General features: G+C 49.2%; 18 protein-coding genes, 18 tRNA genes and 3 rRNA genes. 5 read left to right on the top strand and 34 right to left on the bottom strand.

From position 1 onward, the window contains the following. The first annotated feature begins 61 nt into the window (after positions 1–61). Together NST83_RS02170 and NST83_RS02165 are read left to right on the top strand one after the other, a co-directional pair. Positions 62–715 carry a response regulator transcription factor gene (locus tag NST83_RS02170; RefSeq protein ID WP_014279401.1) on the top strand — a complete coding sequence of 218 codons (654 nt, stop codon included), beginning with the start codon at positions 62–64 and terminating at the stop codon, positions 713–715. Then, positions 708–1811 carry a PAS domain-containing protein gene (locus NST83_RS02165; RefSeq protein ID WP_342416394.1) on the top strand — a complete coding sequence of 368 codons (1104 nt, stop codon included), beginning with the start codon at positions 708–710 and terminating at the stop codon, positions 1809–1811. Before NST83_RS02170 ends, NST83_RS02165 begins: the two co-directional genes overlap by 8 nt. 101 nt (positions 1812–1912) lie before the next feature. Here NST83_RS02165 and NST83_RS02160 read toward each other — a convergent pair. The 32 genes from NST83_RS02160 to NST83_RS02005 all read right to left on the bottom strand — a co-directional run bounded on the left by NST83_RS02160 (position 1913) and on the right by NST83_RS02005 (position 21563). Further along, positions 1913–1983: transfer RNA gene (locus NST83_RS02160), tRNA-Gly, on the bottom strand. A gap of 9 nt (positions 1984–1992) precedes the next feature. Beyond that, positions 1993–2066: transfer RNA gene (locus NST83_RS02155), tRNA-Pro, on the bottom strand. A gap of 23 nt (positions 2067–2089) precedes the next feature. Beyond that, positions 2090–2166, bottom strand: a tRNA-Arg gene (locus tag NST83_RS02150). A gap of 106 nt (positions 2167–2272) precedes the next feature. After that, positions 2273–2347, bottom strand: a tRNA-Gly gene (locus NST83_RS02145). 6 nt (positions 2348–2353) lie between these two features. Then, a tRNA-Leu gene (locus NST83_RS02140) sits at positions 2354–2440 on the bottom strand. A gap of 14 nt (positions 2441–2454) precedes the next feature. Then, positions 2455–2530, bottom strand: a tRNA-Lys gene (locus tag NST83_RS02135). A 5-nt stretch (positions 2531–2535) separates the two neighbouring features. Beyond that, positions 2536–2610 (bottom strand) — tRNA-Gln (locus tag NST83_RS02130). A gap of 16 nt (positions 2611–2626) precedes the next feature. Beyond that, positions 2627–2699, bottom strand: a tRNA-His gene (locus tag NST83_RS02125). A 19-nt stretch (positions 2700–2718) separates the two neighbouring features. Continuing rightward, positions 2719–2804: transfer RNA gene (locus NST83_RS02120), tRNA-Tyr, on the bottom strand. 4 nt (positions 2805–2808) lie between these two features. After that, positions 2809–2884: transfer RNA gene (locus NST83_RS02115), tRNA-Thr, on the bottom strand. Between the two features lie 25 nt (positions 2885–2909). After that, positions 2910–2982 (bottom strand) — tRNA-Phe (locus NST83_RS02110). 80 nt (positions 2983–3062) lie between these two features. Continuing rightward, positions 3063–3139, bottom strand: a tRNA-Asp gene (locus NST83_RS02105). 24 nt (positions 3140–3163) lie between these two features. Further along, positions 3164–3237 (bottom strand) — tRNA-Met (locus NST83_RS02100). Positions 3238–3270: 33 nt separating this feature from the next. Then, positions 3271–3346, bottom strand: a tRNA-Val gene (locus tag NST83_RS02095). 6 nt (positions 3347–3352) lie between these two features. Next, positions 3353–3424, bottom strand: a tRNA-Glu gene (locus NST83_RS02090). 109 nt (positions 3425–3533) lie between these two features. Further along, a tRNA-Asn gene (locus NST83_RS02085) sits at positions 3534–3609 on the bottom strand. Between the two features lie 4 nt (positions 3610–3613). Next, positions 3614–3689, bottom strand: a tRNA-Ala gene (locus NST83_RS02080). A gap of 24 nt (positions 3690–3713) precedes the next feature. Then, positions 3714–3790: transfer RNA gene (locus NST83_RS02075), tRNA-Ile, on the bottom strand. Between the two features lie 37 nt (positions 3791–3827). Beyond that, a 5S ribosomal RNA gene (gene rrf, locus NST83_RS02070) occupies positions 3828–3944 on the bottom strand. A gap of 147 nt (positions 3945–4091) precedes the next feature. Further along, positions 4092–7021, bottom strand: a 23S ribosomal RNA gene (locus NST83_RS02065). Positions 7022–7360: 339 nt separating this feature from the next. Next, positions 7361–8918: ribosomal RNA gene (locus NST83_RS02060) — 16S ribosomal RNA — on the bottom strand. Together the 16S, 23S and 5S rRNA genes with 18 tRNA genes alongside form the textbook arrangement of a ribosomal RNA operon. Positions 8919–9346: 428 nt before the next feature. Beyond that, on the bottom strand, positions 9347–10957 hold the full coding sequence (locus NST83_RS02055) for an FAD-dependent oxidoreductase (RefSeq protein WP_342416393.1): 1611 nt from the start codon (positions 10955–10957) through the stop codon (positions 9347–9349). Between the two features lie 25 nt (positions 10958–10982). Beyond that, positions 10983–11960, bottom strand: a complete 978-nt coding sequence (locus tag NST83_RS02050) for an ROK family protein (RefSeq protein WP_342416392.1) — start codon at positions 11958–11960, stop codon at positions 10983–10985. A 103-nt stretch (positions 11961–12063) separates the two neighbouring features. After that, complete coding sequence (locus NST83_RS02045) at positions 12064–12903, bottom strand: MurR/RpiR family transcriptional regulator (protein WP_137061179.1); 840 nt, start codon at positions 12901–12903, stop codon at positions 12064–12066. Then, positions 12881–13600, bottom strand: a complete 720-nt coding sequence (locus NST83_RS02040) for an N-acetylmannosamine-6-phosphate 2-epimerase (protein ID WP_342416391.1) — start codon at positions 13598–13600, stop codon at positions 12881–12883. Before NST83_RS02040 ends, NST83_RS02045 begins: the two co-directional genes overlap by 23 nt. A 5-nt stretch (positions 13601–13605) precedes the next feature. After that, on the bottom strand, positions 13606–15147 hold the full coding sequence (locus NST83_RS02035) for a DUF4127 family protein (RefSeq protein WP_342416390.1): 1542 nt from the start codon (positions 15145–15147) through the stop codon (positions 13606–13608). Positions 15148–15246: 99 nt separating this feature from the next. Further along, positions 15247–17076: a beta-N-acetylglucosaminidase domain-containing protein gene (locus NST83_RS02030; protein ID WP_342416389.1), complete on the bottom strand. Its 1830-nt coding sequence runs from the start codon at positions 17074–17076 to the stop codon at positions 15247–15249. Positions 17077–17128: 52 nt separating this feature from the next. Continuing rightward, positions 17129–18019: a carbohydrate ABC transporter permease gene (locus NST83_RS02025; RefSeq protein ID WP_342417853.1), complete on the bottom strand. Its 891-nt coding sequence runs from the start codon at positions 18017–18019 to the stop codon at positions 17129–17131. Beyond that, positions 18019–18900 (bottom strand): sugar ABC transporter permease, encoded by an 882-nt coding sequence (locus NST83_RS02020; RefSeq protein WP_342416388.1) that lies wholly within the window; start codon positions 18898–18900, stop codon positions 18019–18021. The genes NST83_RS02025 and NST83_RS02020 overlap by 1 nt, the downstream gene beginning before the upstream one ends. Before the next feature lie 64 nt (positions 18901–18964). After that, a complete protein-coding gene (locus tag NST83_RS02015; protein ID WP_342416387.1) occupies positions 18965–20239 on the bottom strand; it encodes an extracellular solute-binding protein in 1275 nt (424 codons plus the stop codon). A gap of 188 nt (positions 20240–20427) precedes the next feature. Then, a complete protein-coding gene (locus tag NST83_RS02010; protein WP_137061173.1) occupies positions 20428–20991 on the bottom strand; it encodes a DUF420 domain-containing protein in 564 nt (187 codons plus the stop codon). A gap of 296 nt (positions 20992–21287) precedes the next feature. Beyond that, positions 21288–21563, bottom strand: coding sequence for a GNAT family N-acetyltransferase (locus tag NST83_RS02005; protein ID WP_137061172.1), 276 nt, complete (start codon positions 21561–21563; stop codon positions 21288–21290). Positions 21564–21730: 167 nt separating this feature from the next. Here NST83_RS02005 and NST83_RS02000 point away from each other — a divergent pair, with 167 nt between their 5' ends. The 3 genes from NST83_RS02000 to NST83_RS01990 all read left to right on the top strand — a co-directional run bounded on the left by NST83_RS02000 (position 21731) and on the right by NST83_RS01990 (position 24218). Continuing rightward, positions 21731–22690, top strand: a complete 960-nt coding sequence (locus tag NST83_RS02000; protein WP_342416386.1) for a DNA ligase — start codon at positions 21731–21733, stop codon at positions 22688–22690. Between the two features lie 110 nt (positions 22691–22800). Further along, positions 22801–23343 carry a MarR family transcriptional regulator gene (locus NST83_RS01995; RefSeq protein ID WP_342416385.1) on the top strand — a complete coding sequence of 181 codons (543 nt, stop codon included), beginning with the start codon at positions 22801–22803 and terminating at the stop codon, positions 23341–23343. Positions 23344–23654: 311 nt separating this feature from the next. Continuing rightward, positions 23655–24218, top strand: coding sequence for an NAD(P)H-dependent oxidoreductase (locus NST83_RS01990; protein WP_342416384.1), 564 nt, complete (start codon positions 23655–23657; stop codon positions 24216–24218). A 7-nt stretch (positions 24219–24225) separates the two neighbouring features. Here NST83_RS01990 and NST83_RS01985 read toward each other — a convergent pair whose 3' ends face one another. Together NST83_RS01985 and NST83_RS01980 are read right to left on the bottom strand one after the other, a co-directional pair. Continuing rightward, a complete protein-coding gene (locus NST83_RS01985) occupies positions 24226–24582 on the bottom strand; it encodes a helix-turn-helix domain-containing protein (protein WP_137061169.1) in 357 nt (118 codons plus the stop codon). Positions 24583–24699: 117 nt separating this feature from the next. Then, on the bottom strand, positions 24700–25635 hold the full coding sequence (locus NST83_RS01980) for a manganese-dependent inorganic pyrophosphatase (RefSeq protein ID WP_342416383.1): 936 nt from the start codon (positions 25633–25635) through the stop codon (positions 24700–24702). Positions 25636–25828 lie beyond the last annotated feature (193 nt).

The raw sequence follows: 25828 nt of genomic DNA, 5'->3' as shown, positions 1-25828 counted from the left end.
CCCTAAAATTTGCTATGATGATGATAAAACGTACGGTTCTACCGTTCGAGGGGATGACAAATTGATTCGTATACTTGTAGTGGATGATCATGTAGTCGTACGTTCCGGCCTTATGGCCCTATTGGACGGCAAACACGGCATTAAGGTGGTAGGAGATGCAGCGGACGGAGATGAAGCGATTCGCAAAGCGATAGAGTTACAGCCCAATGTCGTGCTCATGGATTTTAGTATGCCGCCTGGCAAAGACGGTCTTACGGCAACTACTGAATTGAAAAAACAGTTGCCCGATACGGAAGTGCTTATTTTAACGATGCATGACGATGAAGAATATCTGTTCCGAGCCATTCAGGCCGGAGCTTCTGGATATATTTTAAAAAGCGCACCTCACGAGGAATTACTTGCTGCCATTCAGTCTGTGGCTGAAGGTAGCGCCTATCTGTACCCGAATGCAACCAAACGGCTAATGAGTGAATATCTGGATAAGATCAAAAAGGAAGGCATAGCCGGCCCGTATGAGTCCCTTTCTGAACGTGAAAAGGAAATCCTTTCGTGGGTAGCCAAGGGATACGCAAACAAGGAAATTGCCGAGCGCCTGGTGATCAGCGTCAAAACTGTTGAATCCCACAAAAGTAACCTGATGGAAAAGCTTAACCTGAAAACACGGCCCGAGCTGGTCAAATTTGCACTAAAAAAGGGGCTGCTGCATTATGAATGAACCTTCTAATCCTTTGCTCCAGCATGCTTTTGGCGAGTCGGCAGATAAGCTGCTGGATGATTTGGAAGCACATATACCGGAATCCCCTTTTCTCCATGCACTGCGTAACTCACTTCACCAGCTATCCAATCTGAAATTTGCGTTGGATACGTCCTCTATCGTTGCTTTGACCGATCACCGGGGCATTATTCAGTACGTCAACGACAAGTTCTGCGAGATTTCGCAATACAGTCGTGAAGAGCTGATCGGTCGGGATCATCGCCTCATTAATTCGGGCTATCATACCCCTGCCTTTATGAAAAACCTGTGGACCACAATTCGTTCAGGCGAGGTATGGCAGGGAGAAATACGTAATCGGGCCAAAGACAACACCTACTATTGGGTGAATACCACCATCGTTCCGTCCATGGACGAAGAAGGTAAGCCCTATCAGTATTTGGCGATCCGTAATGAGGTAACCAAACTAAAAAAAGTAGAGGCTGAGCTTCAGACGATGATGACGCAAGTGATGCAAATACAGGAGGAAGAGCGAAAGCGTTTCTCAAGAGAGCTTCACGATGGAATTGGGCAAAGCTTGTTTGCGCTGATTATTCAACTGGATAGCCAGCTTGCTGAACAGCCTAGTCCTGCTCTGGAAAAGCTGCGTTCACAGGTGACTGACATTATTAAGGATGTCCGCGGTCTGGCATGGGAACTTCGTCCGTCGGTTCTGGATGATTTGGGCGTCGTACCGGCCATACGGACCTATATTGAAAACTATTGTTCTCATTATGGAATTGAGGTACATTTTCAATGTAATATGCGTAAACGCCTTGATATCCGCAAAGAAATAGCCATTTATCGGATTGTACAGGAAGCTTTAACGAATGTAGCCAAGTATGCGGACGTAGCAGAGGCACATGTCAATGTAGAGGATCAGAGTGAGGCCATACAAGTGACTATTTGGGATGAAGGTATCGGATTCTCCGAGCAATCCCAAGGGGAAGGCGTAGGACTGTTCAGCATGGAGGAACGAGCCAGAGGAGTAGGAGGATGGATGAGCGTAACCTCTTCACCGGAACAGGGGACCTCCATCCAACTGACCATTCCTGTGTAAAGATACAGCAGCATAAAAAAAGAGAGAGCGCTGTCCCCAGACAGGCTCTCTTTATTTATAAGGTGTCACCACTGAGGCAACAAGAATCCGCTATAGCAAAAAGCGGGTGATGGGAATCGAACCCACGCTACCAGCTTGGAAGGCTGGAGTTCTACCATTGAACTACACCCGCAAAACAGTATCGGGATGACACGATTTGAACATGCGACCCCCTGGTCCCAAACCAGGTGCTCTACCAAGCTGAGCTACATCCCGATATTATACATTTTTTAAGAAAATGGCGCGCCCTGAGAGATTCGAACTCCCGGCCTTTTGATTCGTAGTCAAACGCTCTATCCAGCTGAGCTAAGGGCGCATAATGTAATCCATAATGAGTAGTAAAGATGCCACCAGATTTGACTGGGGAGTGAAGCTTTTGCAAAGCTTTGTCTTACCACTTGGCTATAGCGCCGAATGGATAATGGAGCGGACGACGGGAATCGAACCCGCGACCCTCGCCTTGGCAAGGCGATGCTCTACCGCTGAGCCACGTCCGCAAAATATGGTGCGGTCGAGAGGACTCGAACCTCCACGGGGGTTAGCCCACACGGACCTGAACCGTGCGCGTCTGCCAATTCCGCCACGACCGCAAAATAAATATAAATGGTGAGCCATGAAGGACTCGAACCTTCGACACCCTGATTAAAAGTCAGGTGCTCTACCAACTGAGCTAATGGCTCTTAAATGGCTGGGGATATAGGATTTGAACCTATGCATGACGGAGTCAAAGTCCGTTGCCTTACCGCTTGGCTAATCCCCATTAAAAGAAAATAAAGGGCGGCCGATGGGGCTTGAACCCACGAATGCCGGAGTCACAGTCCGGTGCGTTAACCACTTCGCCACGACCGCCATATGATTATGAAAAGACTGGTGGAGGATGATGGATTCGAACCACCGAACCCGTAAGGGAGCAGATTTACAGTCTGATGCGTTTGGCCACTTCGCTAATCCTCCAAAATGGTGCCGGCGAGAGGACTTGAACCCCCAACCTACTGATTACAAGTCAGTTGCTCTACCAGTTGAGCTACACCGGCACATTACTCATTCCCACTTGAAAGGTGGCTCGGGACGGAATCGAACCGCCGACACGAGGATTTTCAGTCCTCTGCTCTACCGACTGAGCTACCGAGCCATATTTTGTTATATAGCTATAATATACAAACTCACATTATATATAGAATACACAAAATGCCAGTCATATATTTCATAAAATGGCGGAACTGACGGGATTCGAACCCGCGATCTCCTGCGTGACAGGCAGGCATGTTAGGCCTCTACACCACAGTTCCATAGATATTCCTAAGGAAAATCAATTGCGGGGACAGGATTTGAACCTGTGACCTTCGGGTTATGAGCCCGACGAGCTACCGAACTGCTCCACCCCGCGACAGTAAAAATGGATTACTTTTAAGAATATAAATGGTGGAGGCTGAGGGGCTCGAACCCCCGACCCTCTGCTTGTAAGGCAGATGCTCTCCCAGCTGAGCTAAGCCTCCATACTATGACCCGTAGGGGAATCGAACCCCTGTTACCTCCGTGAAAGGGAGGTGTCTTAACCGCTTGACCAACGGGCCTCAAAAAAATCAAAAATTATAATCCCTAAACTTAATGGCATAACCATAAGTTTCAACCAGCTCAGCTACGCAATTACTTTATATATAAAAATCAGAAACATTCAAAATTTGGCTCCCCGAACAGGACTCGAACCTGTGACAACTCGATTAACAGTCGAGTGCTCTACCAACTGAGCTATCAGGGAATATTGGTGGAGCCAAGCGGGATCGAACCGCTGACCTCCTGCGTGCAAGGCAGGCGCTCTCCCAGCTGAGCTATGGCCCCAGTCATTTTGTGTTAATCAAGAAGTGGTGGGCCTTAGTGGACTCGAACCACCGACCTCACCCTTATCAGGGGTGCGCTCTAACCAGCTGAGCTAAAGGCCCTAATATGTATATCTACATTATCCTCTAAAGGGACATTGCTTGGCGACGTCCTACTCTCCCAGGACCCTGCGGTCCAAGTACCATCGGCGCTGGAGGGCTTAACGGTCGTGTTCGGGATGGGTACGTGTGGAACCCCTCCGCTATCGCCACCAAACATGAATTTACATCGTAAATTCTTTTTCAGGAATCAGCATCGCCAAATGCTGTGTGTTCGCTTGTCTCATATAAGCTACTTGAGCTTATACTATACAAAGCTTACACCCTGAAAACTGGATCCGAAACTCCATTGCGTCCTATACTTTAGGATAAGCCCTCGACCGATTAGTATTGGTCAGCTCCATGCATTACTGCACTTCCACCCCCAACCTATCTACCTCGTCGTCTTCAAGGGGTCTTACATACTGGGAAATCTCATCTTGAGGGGGGCTTCACGCTTAGATGCTTTCAGCGCTTATCCCTTCCGTACATAGCTACCCAGCGGTGCTCCTGGCGGAACAACTGGTACACCAGCGGTACGTCCATCCCGGTCCTCTCGTACTAAGGACAGCTCCTCTCAAATTTCCTACGCCCACGACAGATAGGGACCGAACTGTCTCACGACGTTCTGAACCCAGCTCGCGTACCGCTTTAATGGGCGAACAGCCCAACCCTTGGGACCTACTTCAGCCCCAGGATGCGATGAGCCGACATCGAGGTGCCAAACCTCCCCGTCGATGTGGACTCTTGGGGGAGATAAGCCTGTTATCCCCAGGGTAGCTTTTATCCGTTGAGCGATGGCCCTTCCATGCGGTACCACCGGATCACTAAGCCCGACTTTCGTCCCTGCTCGACTTGTAGGTCTCGCAGTCAAGCTCCCTTCTGCCTTTGCACTCTTCGAATGATTTCCAACCATTCTGAGGGAACCTTGGGGCGCCTCCGTTACTCTTTAGGAGGCGACCGCCCCAGTCAAACTGCCCACCTGACACTGTCCTCGTACCGGATCACGGTACCAAGTTAGAACCTAGATACGATCAGGGTGGTATCCCAAGGATGCCTCCTCTCAAGCTGGCGCTCAAGTCTCTCAGGCTCCCACCTATCCTGTACAGATCGTACCCAAATTCAATATCAAGCTGCAGTAAAGCTCCATGGGGTCTTTCCGTCTTGTCGCGGGTAACCTGCATCTTCACAGGTATTAAAATTTCACCGGATCTCTCGTTGAGACAGCGCCCAAGTCGTTACGCCATTCGTGCGGGTCAGAATTTACCTGACAAGGAATTTCGCTACCTTAGGACCGTTATAGTTACGGCCGCCGTTTACTGGGGCTTCGGTTCATAGCTTCGCCCTAAAAGGACTTACCACTCCCCTTAACCTTCCAGCACCGGGCAGGCGTCAGCCCGTATACTTCGCCTTGCGGCTTCGCACAGACCTGTGTTTTTGCTAAACAGTCGCTTGGGCCTTTTCACTGCGGCCCCCTCGGGCTATTCACCCTACCGAGGCACCCCTTCTCCCGAAGTTACGGGGTCATTTTGCCGAGTTCCTTAACGAGAGTTCTTCCGCGCGCCTTAGAATTCTCTTCTCGCCTACCTGTGTCGGTTTGCGGTACGGGCACCTTCTCCTGGCTAGAGGCTTTTCTTGGCAGTCTGAGATCATGACCTTCGCTACTGTAATTTTCGCTCCCCATCACAGCCCAGCCTTACGATGTGCGGATTTGCCTACACACCAGCCTCACTGCTTAGACGGACATCCATCAGTCCGCGTCACTACCCTACTGCGTCACCCCATCGCTCATAACGGATTACGGTGGTACAGGAATTTCGACCTGTTGTCCTTCGACTACGCCTTTCGGCCTCGCCTTAGGTCCCGACTTACCCTGAGCGGACGAACCTTCCTCAGGAACCCTTAGGCTTTCGGCGGATCTGATTCTCACAGATCTTTTCGTTACTCATACCGGCATTCTCACTTGAATGCAGTCCAGCGCTCCTTACGGTACACCTTCAACCCGCATTCAACGCTCCCCTACCCCTGATACCTAAGTATCAAGCCATAGCTTCGGTGGCGTGTTTAGCCCCGTTACATTTTCGGCGCAGAGTCACTCGACCAGTGAGCTATTACGCACTCTTTCAATGGTGGCTGCTTCTAAGCCAACATCCTGGTTGTCTGTGCAACTCCACATCCTTTCCCACTTAACACACACTTGGGGACCTTAGCTGATGGTCTGGGCTGTTTCCCTTTCGACAATGGATCTTAGCACTCACTGTCTGACTCCCGGAACCAAGTCTATGGCATTCGGAGTTTGACTGAGCTTGGTAACCCTTGCGGGCCCCGCACCCAATCAGTGCTCTACCTCCACGACTCTTATTCCGAGGCTAGCCCTAAAGCTATTTCGGGGAGAACCAGCTATCTCCGGGTTCGATTGGAATTTCTCCGCTACCCCCACCTCATCCCCGCATTTTTCAACATGCGTGGGTTCGGGCCTCCAGTGCGTGTTACCGCACCTTCACCCTGGACAGGGGTAGATCACCCGGTTTCGGGTCTACGTCCACGTACTCAAGTCGCCCTATTCAGACTCGCTTTCGCTACGGCTACAGTTTTTCACCTTAACCTTGCACGGGAACGTAACTCGCCGGTTCATTCTACAAAAGGCACGCCATCACCCATAGATCGGGCTCTGACTTCTTGTAAGCACACGGTTTCAGGATCTATTTCACTCCCCTTCCGGGGTGCTTTTCACCTTTCCCTCACGGTACTGCTTCACTATCGGTCGCCAGGGAGTATTTAGCCTTGGCAGATGGTCCTGCCGGATTCATACGGGGTTTCACGTGCCCCGCACTACTCGGGATCCGTCTCGGAGGGAACAGGTTTTGAACTACAGGGCTTTTACCTTCTCTGGCGGGCCTTTCCAGACCTCTTCATCTAACCGGTTCCTTTGTAACTCCATGTGAGACGTCCCACAACCCCAAGGAGCAAGCTCCTTGGTTTGGGCTAATCCGCGTTCGCTCGCCGCTACTGACGGAATCACTATTGTTTTCTCTTCCTCAGGGTACTTAGATGTTTCAGTTCCCCTGGTATGCCTCTGTTCTGCCTATGTATTCAGCAGAAAGTGACTGTCGATGAAGACAGCCGGGTTTCCCCATTCGGACATCCCCGGATCAAAGCTTGCTTACAGCTCCCCGAGGCTTTATCGTTGTTCGCCACGTCCTTCGTCGGCTCCTGGCGCCTAGGCATCCTCCGTGTGCTCTTTGTAGCTTAACCTAGCATTTACTTCGTAAATGCGATTTGCTTTGAATTTCGGTTCCACACGAATGTGTGAATGAAATTCAAGGCAGCTACCTTTATTTCACTTGTTTACACAAGATCAGCGTAAAGGAATATTCTAAAACGCAATTTCGTTTCGGTATCCAGTTTTCAAGGTGCAATTCGCTTCAAAGAAGCGAAACCCGATGAATATTTCGGTTCCACACGGATGTGTGAATGAAACATTCGTCGAAGCTAGAGAGTTTGAGCTCTCAAAACTGAGCAACGAGTGAGTAAGTGTTTGAAGCTTACGCTTCATATTTGAATGTTTCCGTTGCAGGAAACGATTCTCCATAGAAAGGAGGTGATCCAGCCGCACCTTCCGATACGGCTACCTTGTTACGACTTCACCCCAATCATCTACCCCACCTTCGGCGGCTGGCTCCCTTGCGGGTTACCCCACCGACTTCGGGTGTTGTAAACTCTCGTGGTGTGACGGGCGGTGTGTACAAGACCCGGGAACGTATTCACCGCGGCATGCTGATCCGCGATTACTAGCAATTCCGACTTCATGCAGGCGAGTTGCAGCCTGCAATCCGAACTGAGACCGGCTTTTCTAGGATTCGCTCCAGATCGCTCTTTCGCTTCCCGTTGTACCGGCCATTGTAGTACGTGTGTAGCCCAGGTCATAAGGGGCATGATGATTTGACGTCATCCCCACCTTCCTCCGGTTTGTCACCGGCAGTCTGCTTAGAGTGCCCAGCTTGACCTGCTGGCAACTAAGCATAAGGGTTGCGCTCGTTGCGGGACTTAACCCAACATCTCACGACACGAGCTGACGACAACCATGCACCACCTGTCTCCCCTGTCCCGAAGGAAAGGCCTATCTCTAGACCGGTCAGGGGGATGTCAAGACCTGGTAAGGTTCTTCGCGTTGCTTCGAATTAAACCACATACTCCACTGCTTGTGCGGGTCCCCGTCAATTCCTTTGAGTTTCAGTCTTGCGACCGTACTCCCCAGGCGGAATGCTTAATGTGTTAACTTCGGCACCAAGGGTATCGAAACCCCTAACACCTAGCATTCATCGTTTACGGCGTGGACTACCAGGGTATCTAATCCTGTTTGCTCCCCACGCTTTCGCGCCTCAGCGTCAGTTACAGCCCAGAGAGTCGCCTTCGCCACTGGTGTTCCTCCACATATCTACGCATTTCACCGCTACACGTGGAATTCCACTCTCCTCTTCTGCACTCAAGCTCCCCAGTTTCCAGTGCGACCCGAAGTTGAGCCTCGGGATTAAACACCAGACTTAAAGAGCCGCCTGCGCGCGCTTTACGCCCAATAATTCCGGACAACGCTTGCCCCCTACGTATTACCGCGGCTGCTGGCACGTAGTTAGCCGGGGCTTTCTTCTCAGGTACCGTCACTCTTGTAGCAGTTACTCTACAAGACGTTCTTCCCTGGCAACAGAGCTTTACGATCCGAAAACCTTCATCACTCACGCGGCGTTGCTCCGTCAGGCTTTCGCCCATTGCGGAAGATTCCCTACTGCTGCCTCCCGTAGGAGTCTGGGCCGTGTCTCAGTCCCAGTGTGGCCGATCACCCTCTCAGGTCGGCTACGCATCGTCGCCTTGGTAGGCCTTTACCCCACCAACTAGCTAATGCGCCGCAGGCCCATCCATCAGTGACAGATTGCTCCGTCTTTCCTCCTCTCCCCATGCAGGGAAAGGATGTATCCGGTATTAGCTACCGTTTCCGGTAGTTATCCCAGTCTGAGGGGCAGGTTGCCTACGTGTTACTCACCCGTCCGCCGCTAGGTTGTTTGAGAAGCAAGCTTCTCAAACAACCCCGCTCGACTTGCATGTATTAGGCACGCCGCCAGCGTTCGTCCTGAGCCAGGATCAAACTCTCCATTAAAGACCAACCGAAGCTGGTTTATAGAAAGAGCGATTCGCTCATTTTGAAACTGACGAGATAAAATATCTCTTTTTCACTCCGATTTCATACAACCTTGCGGTAGGTACCGAAATCTTCGTGGTTGATTTTGCGAACAAAATCATTTACTCACTCGTTGTTCAGTTTTCAAAGATCAAATTCTTTTTCGCTGTATTTTTCAGCAGCTATAAGATCATATCATGTTCATTTCAGAAATGCAAGCTTTATTTTTTCATCTTTTATAAAGATTATTGTATCCAAGCTTTTCACTTTTGAAACGGCTGTTTTGTTGTCAGCTCAAATAATATATCATATATCCCAATAACTTAGCAAGCACTTTTTTTATTACTTACTAAAATCATCTTTTTGACCTTATCAAAGTCAGCAAAGGGGCAAAAGCCCCTCGCGTTTTAGCTGGTGACTCCTTCGGGTTCAAATACTTCCGCAGGCCAGTGTAACTCCACGCCTTGGCGAAGCAGCCTGCTTTGAAAACGCCCCAGATGCTCTGCCGATTCGCTGACTTCTATCGGGAATACTCCGTTGGACACACAGTAAGCCGCCAAACTACCCGCTGATTCACCTATATTCCACTCCGTGGGGTGCAGCCGATAGCAGCCATTTGCGATTTGAGTCATCCCTATATTTTTACAGGCGGGAAGCAGGTTACGCACTCTCACCGGAATAAGGGAGCCTAACGGAATTTCATAAGGGTAATTGGGAATGTAAAATGTCCGCTGAGATACAGTGGTCGGATGGAGGTCCAAATGATAGCTGCCTATACCTACGCTGTCCGCATATCGTTTTGGCCCATCCGTCCCCCGAAGCTCACGACTTACATCGAATTCCGATATCGTATACTTGGCTTGAATTCGGCGTGATTCTCGAATATAGGCGGTTTTAGCCAGACCATCTGAGGTACCAAGGAAATCTCCACGGGGCCGAACACCCGGGTAACCGAACCCTCCATCTAACCGGGGTGCTTCGGTCTGGAGCCAATAGATTAAAGAACGGGTCAATTCACGGGCACCTTCTTTATGTCTTTGCTGCTCCTGAGTGGTGACACCAATCAACGGACCGAGGTAATAATCATTTTGCGCCCAGTTTAAAAGAGTTACCTCTCCATCATTTAATGGTTTGCTCCATATAGAAGGGTCCACAATGCGACGGTAATCCCACAGAGATACAATGCCCTGATCGTTAGGAAACAAAGTGAACTGTTTTAGTTTGCTGGTATCATCCGCATCCGTAGCAAACCAGCTCAAAATCGGGAAACGGGAAAAGGAAGGAATATAATTTCTCCAAAAATCATATTGTTGCGGCTGTTCTATAATGAAGCTTCCTTGAGGAATGTAATCCACGGCTGCCACATGTGTGATAGACTGCATATCCATAGGGTCAGCACGCTCCAAAGCATGAGGCTCACCTGTATCATCCCTCGACTCTGCTCCACTCGTATGCTCTACCCCCGCCATCGGAAGAAGATCCCCGCACTCAGTGGCATCCAGATAAAACGTTCCGTGCAGCATCATAACCCCACAACCATCATCAAGGCTTTCCAAGGTACGAACAGTTACGGAAGAAATGCAGTCCCCATCCGTTTGAGCGGCTATGGGCACGGTGTGGTAATATACGCGAACACGCCCCGTATTCAAATAGGGAGCAAGCATATCCTCAAGCACCCGCAAAGCAACTCGTGGTTCATGAGCCAGACGGCTTACCCAACCGTTGCCGGGATTAAGAATCGGGTCATTTTGGGCTTCTTCCGTTAAAGGATAATTCTGACGGTAATAGTCACGCACACGATTACGGAACTCACGGTATGTTGCTGTGCAGCCAAACTGTTCGATCCATCGATGCTCATCAGGAGGAACAGCCTGTGAAGTTAACTGTCCTCCCAACCAATCCGTCTCCTCCGTCACGATGACTCTCATGCCGGCCTTCGCTGCCGAAAGAGCTGCTGATGTTCCTCCCAGACCTCCGCCAATCACAACAATGTCGGTATCGATCCGATTTTGCGTCATGGTACGTTCCCCTTTCATGCTTGTTCTAGGAATCCGTTAATTCAAAAGCAAGCCGCGCCGCACCGATGATTCCAGCGCGATTCCCCAATAACGCCCGGTTTACTTCTGTTTGGACTCCCAGCTGTTGGAGATGCTTTTCCAGCAAGGGCCACCAGACTTCTCCCGCGTCTGCTACCCCTCCGCCTACGATAATAGCCTCGGGATCAAGGGTGACCGAGATATTGACCAGAAGCATGGCTAAATCTGCGGTGTAATCGTCCAGTACCTGAAGCGCCTCCAGGTGACCGTGAGCAGCCTCCTTCATGATTTCGATTCCCGAGCGGTACTGTTTATCTGTGTATTCTCTGCCCCTACGTAACAGTGCGTTACCAGATACATACTGCTCGGCACAGCCATTTTTTCCACAATTGCAAGGAAGACCTTTTGGGAATAAAATACTATGTCCCCAATCGCCGCCGCTCCAATGAGCCCCTCTGCACAACAAGCCATGTTCCATATATGCGCCACCGACGCCTGTTCCCAAGGTGAGCATGACCAAGCGCTGCTTGCCCCTCCCGGCTCCCTGCCACGCTTCTCCCAGCAAAGCGGCGTTCGCATCATTGTCGGCAACAGCACGTAAAGCCAGATTCTCCCTCGCCCAAGTTATTAAGTGCGTGCCTTGCCAGCCGGGGAGATTATCCGTGGCGTACACAACCTCACCACTCTCCACGTTTACTCTGCCAGCCGTGGCGATCCCCAGAGCGTCGATACCGATGCCGCCGCTGATACTGTTGCTGGGGTCTCCCAGGGACCGTTTCAGTCCTTCCACAGCTTCGGATACTCGTGACAGTACCCAATCACGCCCGCGAGAAGCGTCCGTATCTAGCCGGATTTCATCCAGCACCGAACCATCTTGTTCCACTACAGCGGCCTTCACGGATGTTCCTCCAATGTCGATCCCTATGACTCTGTTCACAGCATCTGCCACCACAGTGTCCTCCTTGTAGCCAAACGATATCAACATATACATGCTCTTTACGTAAAGCTTCTATAAATAGCAAGTCATATACCAAAACAATAACTGAGATATGACACAGCTGAAGGATGCAGTTCTCAGCTTCAAAACCTCAATAACTACGTTCAATGACCGCCCTCGCTGTTTTTTCCTTCATCTGTTTGGTATGACTCCTATGCTTGCGAGCAAGCCCTTCACAAATGAGGTCAATGACGAATAGCTGCGAGATTTTAGCTCCAATTGAGCCTCCCTCCATCGGTGCTTCCTTGCCTGCGGTCAGCAATACGATATCCGCAATGGAGGTGATAGGCGATTTTGCATAATTGGTGATCGCGATAATGGTCGCGCCGTTTTGCTTGGCTTTGTGCAGCATGTCGTTGGTATCCAGCGTGCTTCCAGATACACTGATACCGATAGCCACATCTCCGGGTTTCATGGACACCGCCATCATCGACTGGATATGTCCGTCTGTCACGGCTTCGGCGCGCCGCCCGATTCGTAAGAAGCGGTTTTTGGCATCCTGAGCAGAAATCCCCGAAGCGCCTACACCAAAAAATTGAACATAGCCTGCCTGGTCGAGACACGTTATCGCACGTCCAAGCTCTGAACGGTCCAGCAGTCCCATACTGGAGTGCAAAATATCGAGCATATTGTGATACACCATGTGGGTAATATCATGTTCGTTATCCGGGTCGGTGTTTTCCCCATCCGTATCGGTTTTGCGATGAGTCTGGTTTTGCGCCAAGGACAGTCGGAAATCCTGATAGCCTTTAAACCCGATTTTTCGGCAAAAGCGCATGACGGTCGTCTCACCTGTACCTGCAAAATCAGCTAACTCTGTCACGGAAAAATATATGATATCTGCCGGGCGCTCCAGTACGCACAAAGCAACCTTTTGCTCCGATTTGGTTAATGAAGGAAAGTACGTATTAATTCGGTCGTTCATCTCCATAGATGCATTTCACTGCCTTCCTTGCGGCATCGGCAAACCGCTGCGTAATCAATTGGGGTCTGGTAATCGCCGAGCCTACAACCACTGCATGTGCGCCCATTCGGAATGCTTCCTCCACCTGCGCCGGCTCATGAATTTTGCCCTCCGCAATTAAAGGCACGGGAACCAGCTCTGACGCTCTCCGAACCAGCTCCAGATCGGGGCCATCGATCTGAGCAGAGTATGGCGTATAACCGGATAACGTTGTGGATACGCAGCTTACGCCGAGAGAAGCCGCATGAAGCGCCTCCTCCAGTGTAGATATATCCGCCATAGAGGCCACTCCATTCCCGTGGGCGTAATCTATAAGCTGCTTCAGCCTGCATCCCCCTGGGCGCGGACGTGATGTAGCATCCAGGGCGATGATATCCGCGCCCGCGTCCACCAGTTCCTCCATCTCTCGGAGGGTGGGGGTAATGTAAATATCGGAATCATCATAATCCCGCTTGATCAGGCCAATGACTGGCAGGGAAAGCGCCTGTTTGATCGCACGCACATCTGCTGCACCATTGGCGCGAATGGCCACAGCTCCACCCTGCTGAGCGGCACGTGCCATTTTGACCATGGAATCCGATCCGTGCAGCGGTTCATTGGGTAGCGCCTGACAGGATACGATCAGGCCATTCTGAACTTTTGATAATACAGCTTCCATTCCCATTGGGATCACCCTCTCTCTTTGGCATGATGCCGTACGGTCAATCCGACTTCAAAGGTGCGGTTCCACGGCATATAGCAATCTGTAATTTCCACGTGGCCCTCCGGCCCGTTTACATATTCGTCGAGCGCCTGCTCCATTCGTCCGCGAATGACCGCAGCAACCGAGCCTCTCTGACCGTCGAGCATAAACTTGTTGAAGCCCATTTGTTCCACAATCCCGTTATTCATGGCGGTACGCACCACAGCGCAATAACATGCATCTTCGGCGTAACGCAACGCCAGAAAATCCAGATGCTCTGCTGTAGGCCCGTAGTGGCTATACAGCATGGACTGAGCAATGACGGTGCCCAGCGTATTGGAGCTGGTGTTCCAGCCTGCATAACCTGCCAGCCCAAAAAGCAGCCCTTTTTGCTTCAAAAGTCTAAGCAGCTTAAGATCAGCTCCGTTGGCATAGCCTACATCAGCCACTGCAATGTTTTTACCTGTATGTCGCAGCATATGGGCGCCGTATTCGACCAGTTCCACCACGTTTCGGTATACATCATATCCGGCCATTGCACGCTGTTGAGAAGATGCTTCTGCCATCGTGTCTCCGGGTGTGTTAGCCAACAAAATCAAATCAGCCTCTGCCGCTGAAGAAGCGATCAATCCGCCTGCCGCCATAATCTGATATTTTAACGTTTCATAAAAATAACGATCCTCAAAAAGCGGAATCACGAATGCCCCCTGCAAAGCGGACAGCCTTGGATAGACAAGCGGCACGGCATTCTTCGCCTGGTTAACCCACCGCGCCAGCAGCGTACAGCCCACTTCGTCTGCCCCTGGATACATGTACACACTCAAATCCAGCCCAAGATCGGAAATACGATTTCTTAGCCGTTGTTGATCCTTGGCGGTATAGCCGTAGGGAGCAGAATCATCTTGTGGAATGATCATAAAATCAATGATACCCTCTGCTACCAGCTCCAGTGCGGCTTCATTGGCTTCCAGATTCACACGGCGACGGCCCAAATAATCCTCCAGTATCTCTACAGGCAGACGTTCGTTGATGTCGGATAATTCAAAAAGCTCCTCTGAGGTAGCAATCCCCAGCTCCTGACGGTGCTGTATAAAGCCCTTCTTGAATATTTCTCGTCCCCAATCGGCGTAGTAATCCGGTTCTTCGTCAGCCAAGGAATATTGCGGACAGCGCATAATGAGTTGAAAAGCATATAAGGTCATCTGCGGATAAAGCTGCTTGAGCCTGCGAAGTCGATTCACCTTGTCACCGACCTGCTCACTTGTCATTCCATGCAGACGAGATGGTACGATTCCGCCATACAGCAGCGTATCCATCGCAATAATGGCTCCATCTGCTCTCGCCGCACGTTCTTCGAGCCAAGCCCACAGTTGGGTCGTATCACCGGGGATCTTCTTTTGTCCCATCCATTCCATCGGGGGACGCTCGATTTCAAAATCTGTGCCCTGCGCCAATAAATAGGGAAAATCATAATTACAGGGCCGCTCATCCAGCGGCACAAAAAGCACACGAGTGTTTGGCTTCACCATACGCATCCACCTCTCCTGAAAATGTCCGTTATCCTAACGGCAAATGGTTATTTTCAGGGCAGCTATGCTGCCTTGGTTTCTTATTCCAGCGGCAATTGCTCACAAAATCAGTCGATACTTGCCTTGTTCATCCTGGCCGACGTAGCCCCACCGCTCGGCTGCCCGGATCGCCGGATCACTGCCGAGCCGAGCCTTCGTCCCCAGACAGGCAGTGATACAGCGCCGGAGTTCCGCCACGACTTCGTCCGTCAGGGGCACAGCCCCTTGCCCGCCAGCCACTTCCGGCGGCGTACTGCTCTCCTCAACCTGCTGCGCACCGCTCTGCCGCTCGCTGCTGACCACAGCTTGACGCAGCGTACGCCACAGATCAGCGTCCAGCTCGGCGCGTTCCAGCCACGGCGCGGCCTGTGCTACGAAGCCTGCCGCCGGATCATCGGCGGGTACTTGCCGCAGGACGCTCACGGCTTGGAGCAGCCGCTCAAAGTACATATCCAGCGCCGGGATATCGCGCAATTGCAAGGCAAGATCCACGTCCTCATACGCGCTGCCGCCCAGTCGGCTGTTCCTGTTTTGACGGCAGAAAAACATCAGTTCCTCCGCGCGCGCTCCCGCTAACTCCCGCACAGCCCAATCCCAAGAAAGTTCCGGCATGTACCGCTCACTGTTCCACATATAGTGGGACAGTGTAATGAGCGTTACTTTGGAGCATTCCCACTGATTCATCGGGTTGGCTACCATACCGGTATGTCCGCAGTCTGGAAGCCCGGAATACCGCCCGCGCAACGGATCGAGGAACAAGCGGTCACGGTCACAATCATTCACCGGAATGTTATCCCACAGCCACAGCTCATGCCCAAAGAATGCATGATTATCGGCAGCGTGCTTCCGACCGATATGCGGAGCAAACACAAAGTATCCGGTCCAGAACACCTTAATCTCCGGGTGCAGCCGCTCGCGGAAATCCTTTTTGTACTCGGTATCCCAATACGACCAATATTCCGAAGGACAGACTGTCAGCGTAAATTCAGGCAACCGCTCCGCCAGCCATGCATGCACCTTGTTCGTCAAAAAGACATGAGCGTGACCCGAGCGGCCCAACAAATGTCGATTTTCTCCTTCTAACACATAATCAATATCATCCATTAGTATAGAAAAATGGCGCACGCCAATGGCAATCACAGCCGCCAGCTTTCCCGTCAAACGGAGGAAATCTTCATCGCTGCCAAAGCTCAGGTCGTTCCCCGGACTGATGCAGTAATGAAAATCCATCTCATGCTGATCGCAGGTTTCCTTTAAGTCGCTAATCTGCGCAAACGTGTCTTCCGGGTACGGCTCCCGCCATAGCTCCCGATGATACGGGTCATCCTTGGGAGCATACATGAAGGTGTTCATCCGATGCGCAGCCATAAAACGGACGGCATCCAGCCGATCCGCCAGACTCCAGGGTTCTCCGTAAAATCCTTCAATAATCCCTCTGACCGGAAATGAAGGCTCATCACGAATGGACACCACAGGCAGTGTACATCGCTCCTGTTCAACTTGAAGCAGCAAATGCAGGGCATCCATGCCGTATTTGAGCCCTCTTTTATTAGCAGCATGGATTTCAATTCGACCTTCCTTATGAATCTCCAAACGGTAGCCGTCTGCAACAAGCGCCCCATCGTACTCCAATACCAGTTGTACGCTTCCCCGTGTTTCGGTCGGCACGCCCGGTCCTGGAGGCAGGATCAGCTTGATCGGCCCGTCAGGGTCCAGAACGCCTTCATATTCCTGATTCATCCCGAAGCGGGAGGATAGCTCGCAAATCAAATGTGGTTCGGGTATGACCAGCTTTGCCCCACTGTCATACACATCACGAAAATAATATTGAATCTCCTGCGTTGTTAGCCCCACACGGGAATTGGGCCGCGTTCCTTTCGCCAGCTCCATCGTAACCGTCTCCCCTTCCAATTACGGATCGCCCTCATCCGGTATTTCCGGTCTAGCCTTTTACTGCACCCGCCAAGCCTTCCATATAGTAGCGCTGTGTGAACAGGAACAAAATAATGATCGGCAGCACCGAAATCATCGTGCCCGCTGCAATCCAGCCAAAGTTATAGGCAAATTGACCATTGAGATATGTGAGCGCAGCCGCCAGCGGGTATAGCTCTGTATCATTCAGAATAACGATAGGCCACAGGAAGCTGTTCCAGAATGACATGGCTTCCAGCAAAGAAATCACGGCGAGCGCTGGCTTCACCAGCGGTAGCACCAGCTGCCACCAGATTCGGAATTCCGAAGCGCCGTCCATTTTGCCGGAATCACGTACATCGGTAGGAATATGGATAAACGTCTGCCGCATCAGAAAAATGTTGAACACGGAGACAGCTCCAGGCAGCACCACACCCAAATACGTATTGCCCAGATGAAGCCCCTGAATGGTCAGGTAATGTACGATGAACGACGTGTATGAAGGAATAATCATGGTGGAAATTAGTAGCGTGAACACCAGATTTTTACCCTTAAAACGAAATACAGCCAAAGGATATCCCGTCAGACTGGCGAGCACCACATTGAAAATAACGCCAAGCGCCGTAATGATCACCGTGTTCAGCATATACTTCGGAAAGTTCATAAACTGCCATACCTGAGCATAATTTTCAAAATCAATAAAGGTCGGAAAAATCGCCGGTGGCGTTGAGAAAATATTGCGTCCCGGCATGAGCGATACGCTGAGCAGCCATAGGAACGGTCCCATTAAAAAGAGAGCGAGCAGCACCAGCAGTACATAGATCACCGTCATCCTTACAACTCGCCCCAGGTTGCGAATGATGCGGCTATTTTCGTTTTTCGGAAGGGGCGACTGTAGCATTTTGTCATCCTGTAAATTCATCAATAGGGATTGACACCGCCTTTCCTATTGAATCGGAATACGATAATACTGAGCACTGCAATGACTGCACCGACAATTAAGCCAAGCGCTGAGGCATAACCAAAGTTAAACTGCTCCATCCCCTTTTGGAAAATATACAAGCTGGAGGTCAGTGTGGCTGTTCCTGGCCCGCCCTTGGTCAGCACATACACTTCATCGAACACGCGAATAGCCGCCATAAGCGATATGAGCGTACAGAACAGAACGTAGGGTCTTAATAACGGGAGTGTAATATGGACAATTAGCCGCCAGCGGCTTGCTCCATCTACTCTGGCGGCTTCATACAGGTCTTGTGGAATGTTCTGCAAACCGGCCAGATAGAGCATCATATAATACCCTAGTCCCTTCCACATCGTGATGAACATGAGTACATACAAGGCCAAAGAGCTGTCTGACAGCCAGTGAATGTCCTTACTGATCAAGCCTGCCTGCATGAGCAAATAATTCACAACGCTGTTATTGCCAAGCAACCAGCTCCAAATCAAGGCCACGGCTACCATCGAAGTTACGACAGGAAGGTAGAAGGTCGTACGAAATATTTTAATTCCCGGTATACGGCTGTTCACCAGCACGGCCATCAGGATGGAGAAAATTTGAAGAAAGGGAACAATGAGCACGTACACCAATGAGTTCCAGATCGAAATGAGAAAGTTGCGGTCCTTAAACGCTGCCTCGAAATTATCCAGACCGACATAATGGGTATCCGATATGACCGAGTAGTCCGTCAATGCCAGCGGAATGCTGTAAATAATAGGCCAAAATACAAAGACGGCAAGCAATAACAGTCCCGGCGTCATAAAGGCCCAGGCCGTAAAGGATTCCGACCTCAACCATTTGGTCATGCTGCATCACCACCCGATTTTGATAAATGAACAGGAGAGCCTTCGTATGACTCTCCTGCTGTACCTATTGCTTTAAAATATCATTCACTTCCTGCTCCAAGGCAGTAAGCGTCTGCTTCGTGTCCGTTCCGTTCAATATAATATTTTGAAAAGCACGCGTAACAGCGCTGTTCACGTCCTTGGCATTAGGAACACCAACCATGTGGTCTGTCGCCTTATCCAAGCTTTGCGCGGATACCACTTTCGCTTGTGCTTCCAGCGATTGATCAGACTGTGTGAAGTACGGGTCTTTAATGGAATCCTTCGTGGAAGGTAGCGTATTAGCCGCTTTGGAAAAAGCCGTCTGGCTCTCCGCATTTGTCAGGAAAACAGCAAACTTCACTGCTTCATCCACATGTGCAGACTTGGTCGGTACGACCAGATCCATGGTGTTGGAAAGCCGTACATCAGCTTTACCTGTAGGTGAAGGAACGGCGATCGTGTTCTTGTATACGTCCGGCGCAGCCGTTTTGATAAAGTTGATGAACGTCGGGCCTGCCAGCTCGAAGGCAACCTGCTCACCCGCATAATATTTCACTTGCTGTGAAAATTCAGCGTCCTCTTTGAGCACGACACCGTCTTCCATCTGCTTTTTGAGATTATCAATCATGGCGACCGCTTCCGGTGTATTGAACGCCGCTGCTGTCTTTTCTTTATTCAAAATCGGAATCCCGTCTATGGCAAAAAGCTTGGATACAAGCTGCTGCGCATAGCCTGCTTTGCCGATTTTTCTATTGATCTGGCGGCCCCATTCAGACAATTCCTCCCGCGTTTTGGGCGGATGGGCAGGGTCTAGTCCGGCTTCCTTCACCAGCTTCGTATTCATGTAGAGCACTTCCGTGCCGGTATACCAAGGTAGTGCATATGCCTTGCCGTTAATAACGGTGGAATTATAAATACCGTCGAAATAAGCAGCCTTTTCCTCTGGAGACAAATGCTCATTCATATCCACAACAGCACCCTTGGAGCCCATTTGACTGGCAAATTCCGTATTGAGATTCACTACATCCGGACTACTGCCACTGGCGATACTCGTCAAGAGCTTGTTGGTCACTGCGTCATAAGGATAATCCTTCCAGTCAATTTTGACATTGGGATTCTTCTCTTCATAATCGGCAATCACCCGATTGAAATACGGGGTGAATGTAGGCTGTAGCGCAATGGTCCAAAATTGCAGTGTCACTTTTCCTCCGTTAACGTTGTCCGGTTTTGAGCCGCCGCCACCGCAGCTGCTCAGCAGCACAACCAGCGCGAGCATAGAAACAAGCAACCGTAACCTGCCTTTCGCTTTCTTCGTCACATAGTGACCCCCTTATTCTTAGTTGATTAAGGCAAATTATAGCAGAAATACCGTTGGAGAAGGAACGTTTTTTCAATAAAATAAATTTAAAAGGAATAATTTTTCTTTTATTTAGATATAAAAAAGACGCCTCTATTTAGTAGAGACGCCTTCTTTCCTCATTAAACCTGTTGAGGACTCAAGTCTATTTAATAATATGGGGCCATGAATACGTACACGAGTACCCCGGTCAAGCTGACATACAACCAGATCGGCATGGTCCAGCGTGCAATTTTACGGTGTTTCGCCACCTGCATCGTCCATCCCCATACAACCGTGAACAGAGCCAACGGTACGATAATGGCAGCCAGTATGCTGTGTGAAATCAGCAACGTAAAGTAAATCGGCCGAATAATGCCCACTCCGCCAAATTTTGCAGTGTCCGGCGAAATATAGTGGAAGGTCAAATAAGAAAACAAAAATAAAACAGTGCTGGCGAAGGCCAGTAAAACAAATGTTTTATGCACTTTGACGTTCTTCTTGATAATGGAAATCAACGCCGCCACCAGAAAAATAAACGTGAAGCTGTTAAAAATCGCATTCAACCTCGGGAAAATGGTGATATCGAAGCTAACACTACCCTGGTATCCAATCGGTGAAAAGAACAGCAGCAAAATAATCACGTTGGCTATGATCGAAACGGTGATAATCAAGGCTGTGAAATTACGATTGCTCGTTGGAACGTACTGCTTGTCCTCACTCGCTTTATTCATAATGAGCGTCTCCTTCGTTTAAATTCAACTTTTCGTTTTCGGTTGTGGTAATAACCATACTATATTATATAGAACCTGGGGACGGCCTGTGAAGTGACAACAGTATGAACAATTTCACAGCCGAAGATTTGAAAATGTGCTTTAGCATCTTAGAATAACCATTTTCTTAACATATCAATAATAGAATACGGCCATTTCAGGGGCTTTATACACGCAAAAAAAACACCGGGATAGCCTGAATACCTGTCCCGATGTTGTGATATTTATGCACTTGTAATACGAGCATTCCCCCGCGGTTACTGCTGCCAGACGTCACTATATTCTTGATGACGCTTGAACAGGGCCAGTGCGTACGTGCATGCGGGAACGACTTTTTTATGTTGCTCCCTCGCCATTTGAACGACTTTGTCGATCAGCTCCTTGCCAATTTTTTGTCCACGCAGCTTTTCGGATACAAATGTATGGTCAATGACCAAGGAATGGTCATCTATGGACTTATAGCCTACTTCTGCAACCACCTGTCCATCATCCACCATGACTACCGCATGGTCCTCCTCGCGAATTTGTCTCATGAAACCCTGCCCCTTTCTGCCATCGAGTCGATTAGATATCCCTATCATTCCCCGATTTAAGACCCGCCGAAACATCTCATACATCAGGATTTTGCAAAATCCTCACATAAAAAGAAGCCTGCTGTCGACACTATCCTTATTCCAAAAAGTGAGGCGAGGTGTTGTATTTGCGTTCGGAAATGAAACCCGTTATTCCGTTTGAGCCAGTGCAGAGTGAACAAATCCCTACGGAGGGCCTGTGGCGGTACGAAATAAAATGGGATGGCACGAGAATTATGACATATCATAAACAGGGTAGTACGCGTCTGTTTAACCGGAAGCAGCATGAGCGAACACTTTTATACCCGGAACTTGCTTATTTTTCTTCATACTGCCAGGCCGATTCAGTCATTCTGGATGGAGAAATGATCGCACTGGGAGCTGATGGGAAGCCCTCGTTTCATGATATTATGCGCCGCGACCTGATTCGTCGAACGGATCGGATTCAAGCGGCTTATGAAGCAGTGCCCGCTACATACATGCTGTTTGATATTTTATATTTGAATGGGGAATGGATTCACCGTAAACCGCTGGCAGAAAGGCTTGAATTATTGCATCAGGTCATCCTGCCGAATGAACGGGTTCAACTGGCGCCTGCTCATCCTGATGGACAAGCTCTGTTTCAGGTAATGCGCAGCGAAGGGATGGAAGGTATCGTATGCAAACGTTTAGACAGCCCTTACACATGTGGCGGGCAGGACAGGCGATGGGTCAAGGTCAAGAATTACGGCGATACTATTGCTGTCATTGGAGGCTACACTTTGAACGGAAGCGTCATTAATGCTGTGTTGCTGGGCCTGTACGACAAGCAAGAAAGGCTGCGCTACATTGGACATGCAGGTACGGGGAAGCTTACGCGGAACGATTGGCGTCAGCTTACAGAGCGACTAATGCCACACACCATTTCAGCGCGGCCTTTTGTCAATGAGCCGAATCGTCATCGGGATGCAATATGGGTACAACCTATGTATACCGCCAAGGTTCAATACAGTGAGTGGCGATGGCAGGAAGGGCGAACCCTTCGCCAGCCCTCCATACAGGCTTTTGTAAATCAGGGCGTAGAGCAGTGCATCGGACCCTGGGGATGATAAGTTGTACAGATAAATTTAAAAAAAGCAAAATAAAGTTTATATAAATCATTGCAACCAGTGGTTAATTAAATTACAGTTAACTAATTAACTACATCGAGGTGGATCGCATGTTCTTTTTCTTGGACTCCGAAATTCGTCAACTGGCCTATAATCTGTTCCCAGGTGGCAATAAACCAATTGGTGTTTTGGTAGAGCTATTTTCAATAACGTATGAAATTCGTAAAGGCATGGAGAAACGTTCACGTGAATTCGGGCTCTCCTATGGGCAATATATAGCGCTTTGTGTGCTTTCTGCGCAAAGAGACGAAATGTCATCTCCTTCTGTTTTGGCTGAGAAAATGGGTGTAAGTCGGGCAGCGATCAGTTCCATGATCATTTCCCTTGAACAAGATGGATATATTAACAAATACGATGATCCGAATGACAAACGAGGCGTATTTATATCGTTGAACGATAAAGGAAGGGGGAAAATCAATCAAATGGACCCCTTTTTTATAGGACTAGCCTCACGCCTGATGTCGGACTTTAGCGAATCGGAAATCTGCGAGTTTCAAACCTACCTGTCACGCTTACGGTCTGCATTTGAAGATGTGAAAGGTTCGCGTCTGACTGATCCCGGGGAGGGAGAAGATAAATCGTGCGAGGACTGAGACAAAGACTGCTCGCATATCCACTGGCAGAATGGTGGAGGCGTGCGCATCTTTTGTACTTTCGAGCGTTGGGGAACAAATGATGCAAAATGCTGGCTAAAGAAGTCCCAGGTCGCCATATTGGCGGCTTTTTTATTTATCTTCATAGCCGATTTGATGGATAACTAATGATGATGAATCATATGGGAAGCCTAAGTGATTCGATGGAGGTACTTACCTTGAAGAAAGTATCTATACTAAATGTGCATACTTACATACGAATAGCATGAATTCTATAATAAGAGCTAAATCGTACTAAGGAGGACAATTTTTTGAAAACTCTAGTAATCGTAACACACCCCAGCCTGGAAACATCCGTTATTAACAAACGGTGGGTGGAAGAACTTAAACAATATCCGGAAAAGTATACTGTACATGAATTGCATCAGGTTTACCCTGACGGAAACATGGATGCAGAAAAAGAACAGCAACTCATTGAAGCTCATGGCAATCTTGTTTTGCAGTTTCCGATCTATTGGTTTAATTGCCCACCTCTCCTCAAAAAATGGCTCGACGATGTGTTTGCTTATGGTTGGGCGTATGGCTCAAATGGAGGTAATAAATTAAAGAATCGCAAAGTGGCTCTAGCTGTATCTGCCGGAATTAGAAAAGAAGATTATAGTGAAGAGGGAAGATATCGTTATACCCTTGAACATTTGTTAACACCTTTTGAAACGACCTTCCTGTACTGCAATGCAAATTATCGTTCATACTTTGCATTTTATGGTACGGAAAAAAAGCCTGGCGAAAATGAACCAGGTAAAGAAAATGAGCCGATTGCAAATGAATTGGAAAAAAGCGTACAGGATTATTTGAGGTTTGTTGACAACCTTTAATCTCTGTCTACCTCTGTAGAGTCTCCACAGTTGGCATGTTTTCCTCTCCCCACTGGCACATCATATCCAGCAATGGAATGAGAGAAAGACCTCGTTCAGTTAATGAATACTCCACTTTGGGAGGGATTTGAGGAAATTCTTTACGAAGGACGAGACCTTCTGCTTCAAGCTCTTTCAGCATGGTGCTCAGCGTTTTGAAGGAGATACTGCCTATACTTCGCTTGAGCTGATTAAAACGCATAACCTTATTTTCAGACAGCCAATACATGATGATCATTTTATATTTGCCGTCTACCAATGACAACGTATATCCAAAACCGGTGGTTTTTAGTTCAACTCCAGTAGGAACACAGGTTTCCCCCACAGTTACACTCTCCTTAAGATGGGCAGAATTGAAAAAAATAAAAAGAAGCCCCTGCTTCCGCTGCTTTAATGTAGCTGGATTCAGGAGGCTTCTTTCATATAGTAGCCTGCTTCCGAATTACAGACTGTTAAAAGCGTCTGTCAATACAGGTACGATCTGCGATTTGCGGGATACGACACCCTTCAGAACGGCTTTGTTGTCGTCGAGCTGCACATTGTAGGCCTTTTCGACCGCTTGTGCTTGGCTTCCCAGCGCAATACCAATGGAATCACTGTTCACAATATCCGTTACGATGAACAGGAACAGATCCAGATTTTTAGCTGCAATCGTTTGGGACAGCGCTGCTTCCAGCTCGGATTGACGAGACAGCACATCGTTAACGTCTACCGCATTCACCTGCGCAATTTCCACTTTGCGTCCGTTCATCTGGAATTCCTTTGCATCCAGACTTACCAGCTGCTCAATCGTGTGGCCGCTCAAATCAGCTCCTGCTTTCAGCAGATCAAAACCGTAGCTATCTGCATCCACACCAGCGATTTCAGCCAGTTCACGGGCAGCAGCTACGTCTTGGTCGGTGCAGGTTGGGGATTTGAACAGCAGGGAATCGGAAATGATCGCGGACAGCATCAGACCTGCGATTTCTTTCGGAACCGCTATCCCGTTTTCCTTGTACAGCTTGTTCAAAATCGTGGCTGTGCAGCCTACAGGTTCAGCGCGGAAGTACAACGGCTGGCTTGTTTCAAAGTTAGCGATCCGGTGATGGTCGATGACTTCAGTTACACGCACTTTATCAATGTCAACCGCGCTTTGCTGGCGTTCATTATGATCGACCAGAATGACGCTGTCTGTTTCCTCAGCAACCTGTTCAACCAGACGCGGCGCACTCACTTTGAAATAATCCAGTGCATACTGCGTTTCCCCGTTTACCTCACCCAGACGAACCGGCTCCACGTCCGCGCCCAGTTTGGTTTTCAAGTCTGCATAAGCAATAGCTGAGCAAATCGTATCCGTATCCGGATTTTTATGCCCGAAAATCAATGTCTTTGCCAACATAATCGACTCCTTTGCACTAAGCATTTTACATTCTCGTGAAATATCAACAATTCCAATGCAGATTATATCATTAAATCTCCTATTCTCCCATTCCCCTTTGAATGATTTCAAAAATAATCTATTAAATTCATAACATTCCCATGGAATACGTATGTGAAGTTAACCTTATTTTTTCTAAAAATATAAAAAACAT

Origin of the sequence: Paenibacillus sp. FSL R10-2782 (assembly GCF_038592985.1) — a bacterium.
GTDB lineage: Bacteria > Bacillota > Bacilli > Paenibacillales > Paenibacillaceae > Paenibacillus > Paenibacillus terrae_C.
Note: the sequence above shows the minus strand (reverse complement) of the source record. Positions and strands in the feature narration are given on the sequence as shown.

What these genes read in the sequence shown, in the direction of transcription:
- NST83_RS01980 (WP_342416383.1), bottom strand. Translation starts at nt 25,635, where the DNA reads ATGTTGGCAAAGACATTGATTTTCGGGCATAAAAATCCGGATACGGAT.
- NST83_RS02165 (WP_342416394.1), top strand. Translation starts at nt 708, where the DNA reads ATGAATGAACCTTCTAATCCTTTGCTCCAGCATGCTTTTGGCGAGTCG.
- NST83_RS02005 (WP_137061172.1), bottom strand. Translation starts at nt 21,563, where the DNA reads ATGAGACAAATTCGCGAGGAGGACCATGCGGTAGTCATGGTGGATGAT.
- NST83_RS02010 (WP_137061173.1), bottom strand. Translation starts at nt 20,991, where the DNA reads ATGAATAAAGCGAGTGAGGACAAGCAGTACGTTCCAACGAGCAATCGT.
- NST83_RS02030 (WP_342416389.1), bottom strand. Translation starts at nt 17,076, where the DNA reads ATGGAGCTGGCGAAAGGAACGCGGCCCAATTCCCGTGTGGGGCTAACA.
- NST83_RS02050 (WP_342416392.1), bottom strand. Translation starts at nt 11,960, where the DNA reads ATGTTGATATCGTTTGGCTACAAGGAGGACACTGTGGTGGCAGATGCT.
- NST83_RS02020 (WP_342416388.1), bottom strand. Translation starts at nt 18,900, where the DNA reads ATGACCAAATGGTTGAGGTCGGAATCCTTTACGGCCTGGGCCTTTATG.
- NST83_RS02040 (WP_342416391.1), bottom strand. Translation starts at nt 13,600, where the DNA reads ATGGGAATGGAAGCTGTATTATCAAAAGTTCAGAATGGCCTGATCGTA.
- NST83_RS02045 (WP_137061179.1), bottom strand. Translation starts at nt 12,903, where the DNA reads ATGGAGATGAACGACCGAATTAATACGTACTTTCCTTCATTAACCAAA.
- NST83_RS02035 (WP_342416390.1), bottom strand. Translation starts at nt 15,147, where the DNA reads ATGGTGAAGCCAAACACTCGTGTGCTTTTTGTGCCGCTGGATGAGCGG.
- NST83_RS01995 (WP_342416385.1), top strand. Translation starts at nt 22,801, where the DNA reads ATGTTCTTTTTCTTGGACTCCGAAATTCGTCAACTGGCCTATAATCTG.
- NST83_RS02025 (WP_342417853.1), bottom strand. Translation starts at nt 18,019, where the DNA reads ATGAATTTACAGGATGACAAAATGCTACAGTCGCCCCTTCCGAAAAAC.
- NST83_RS02055 (WP_342416393.1), bottom strand. Translation starts at nt 10,957, where the DNA reads ATGACGCAAAATCGGATCGATACCGACATTGTTGTGATTGGCGGAGGT.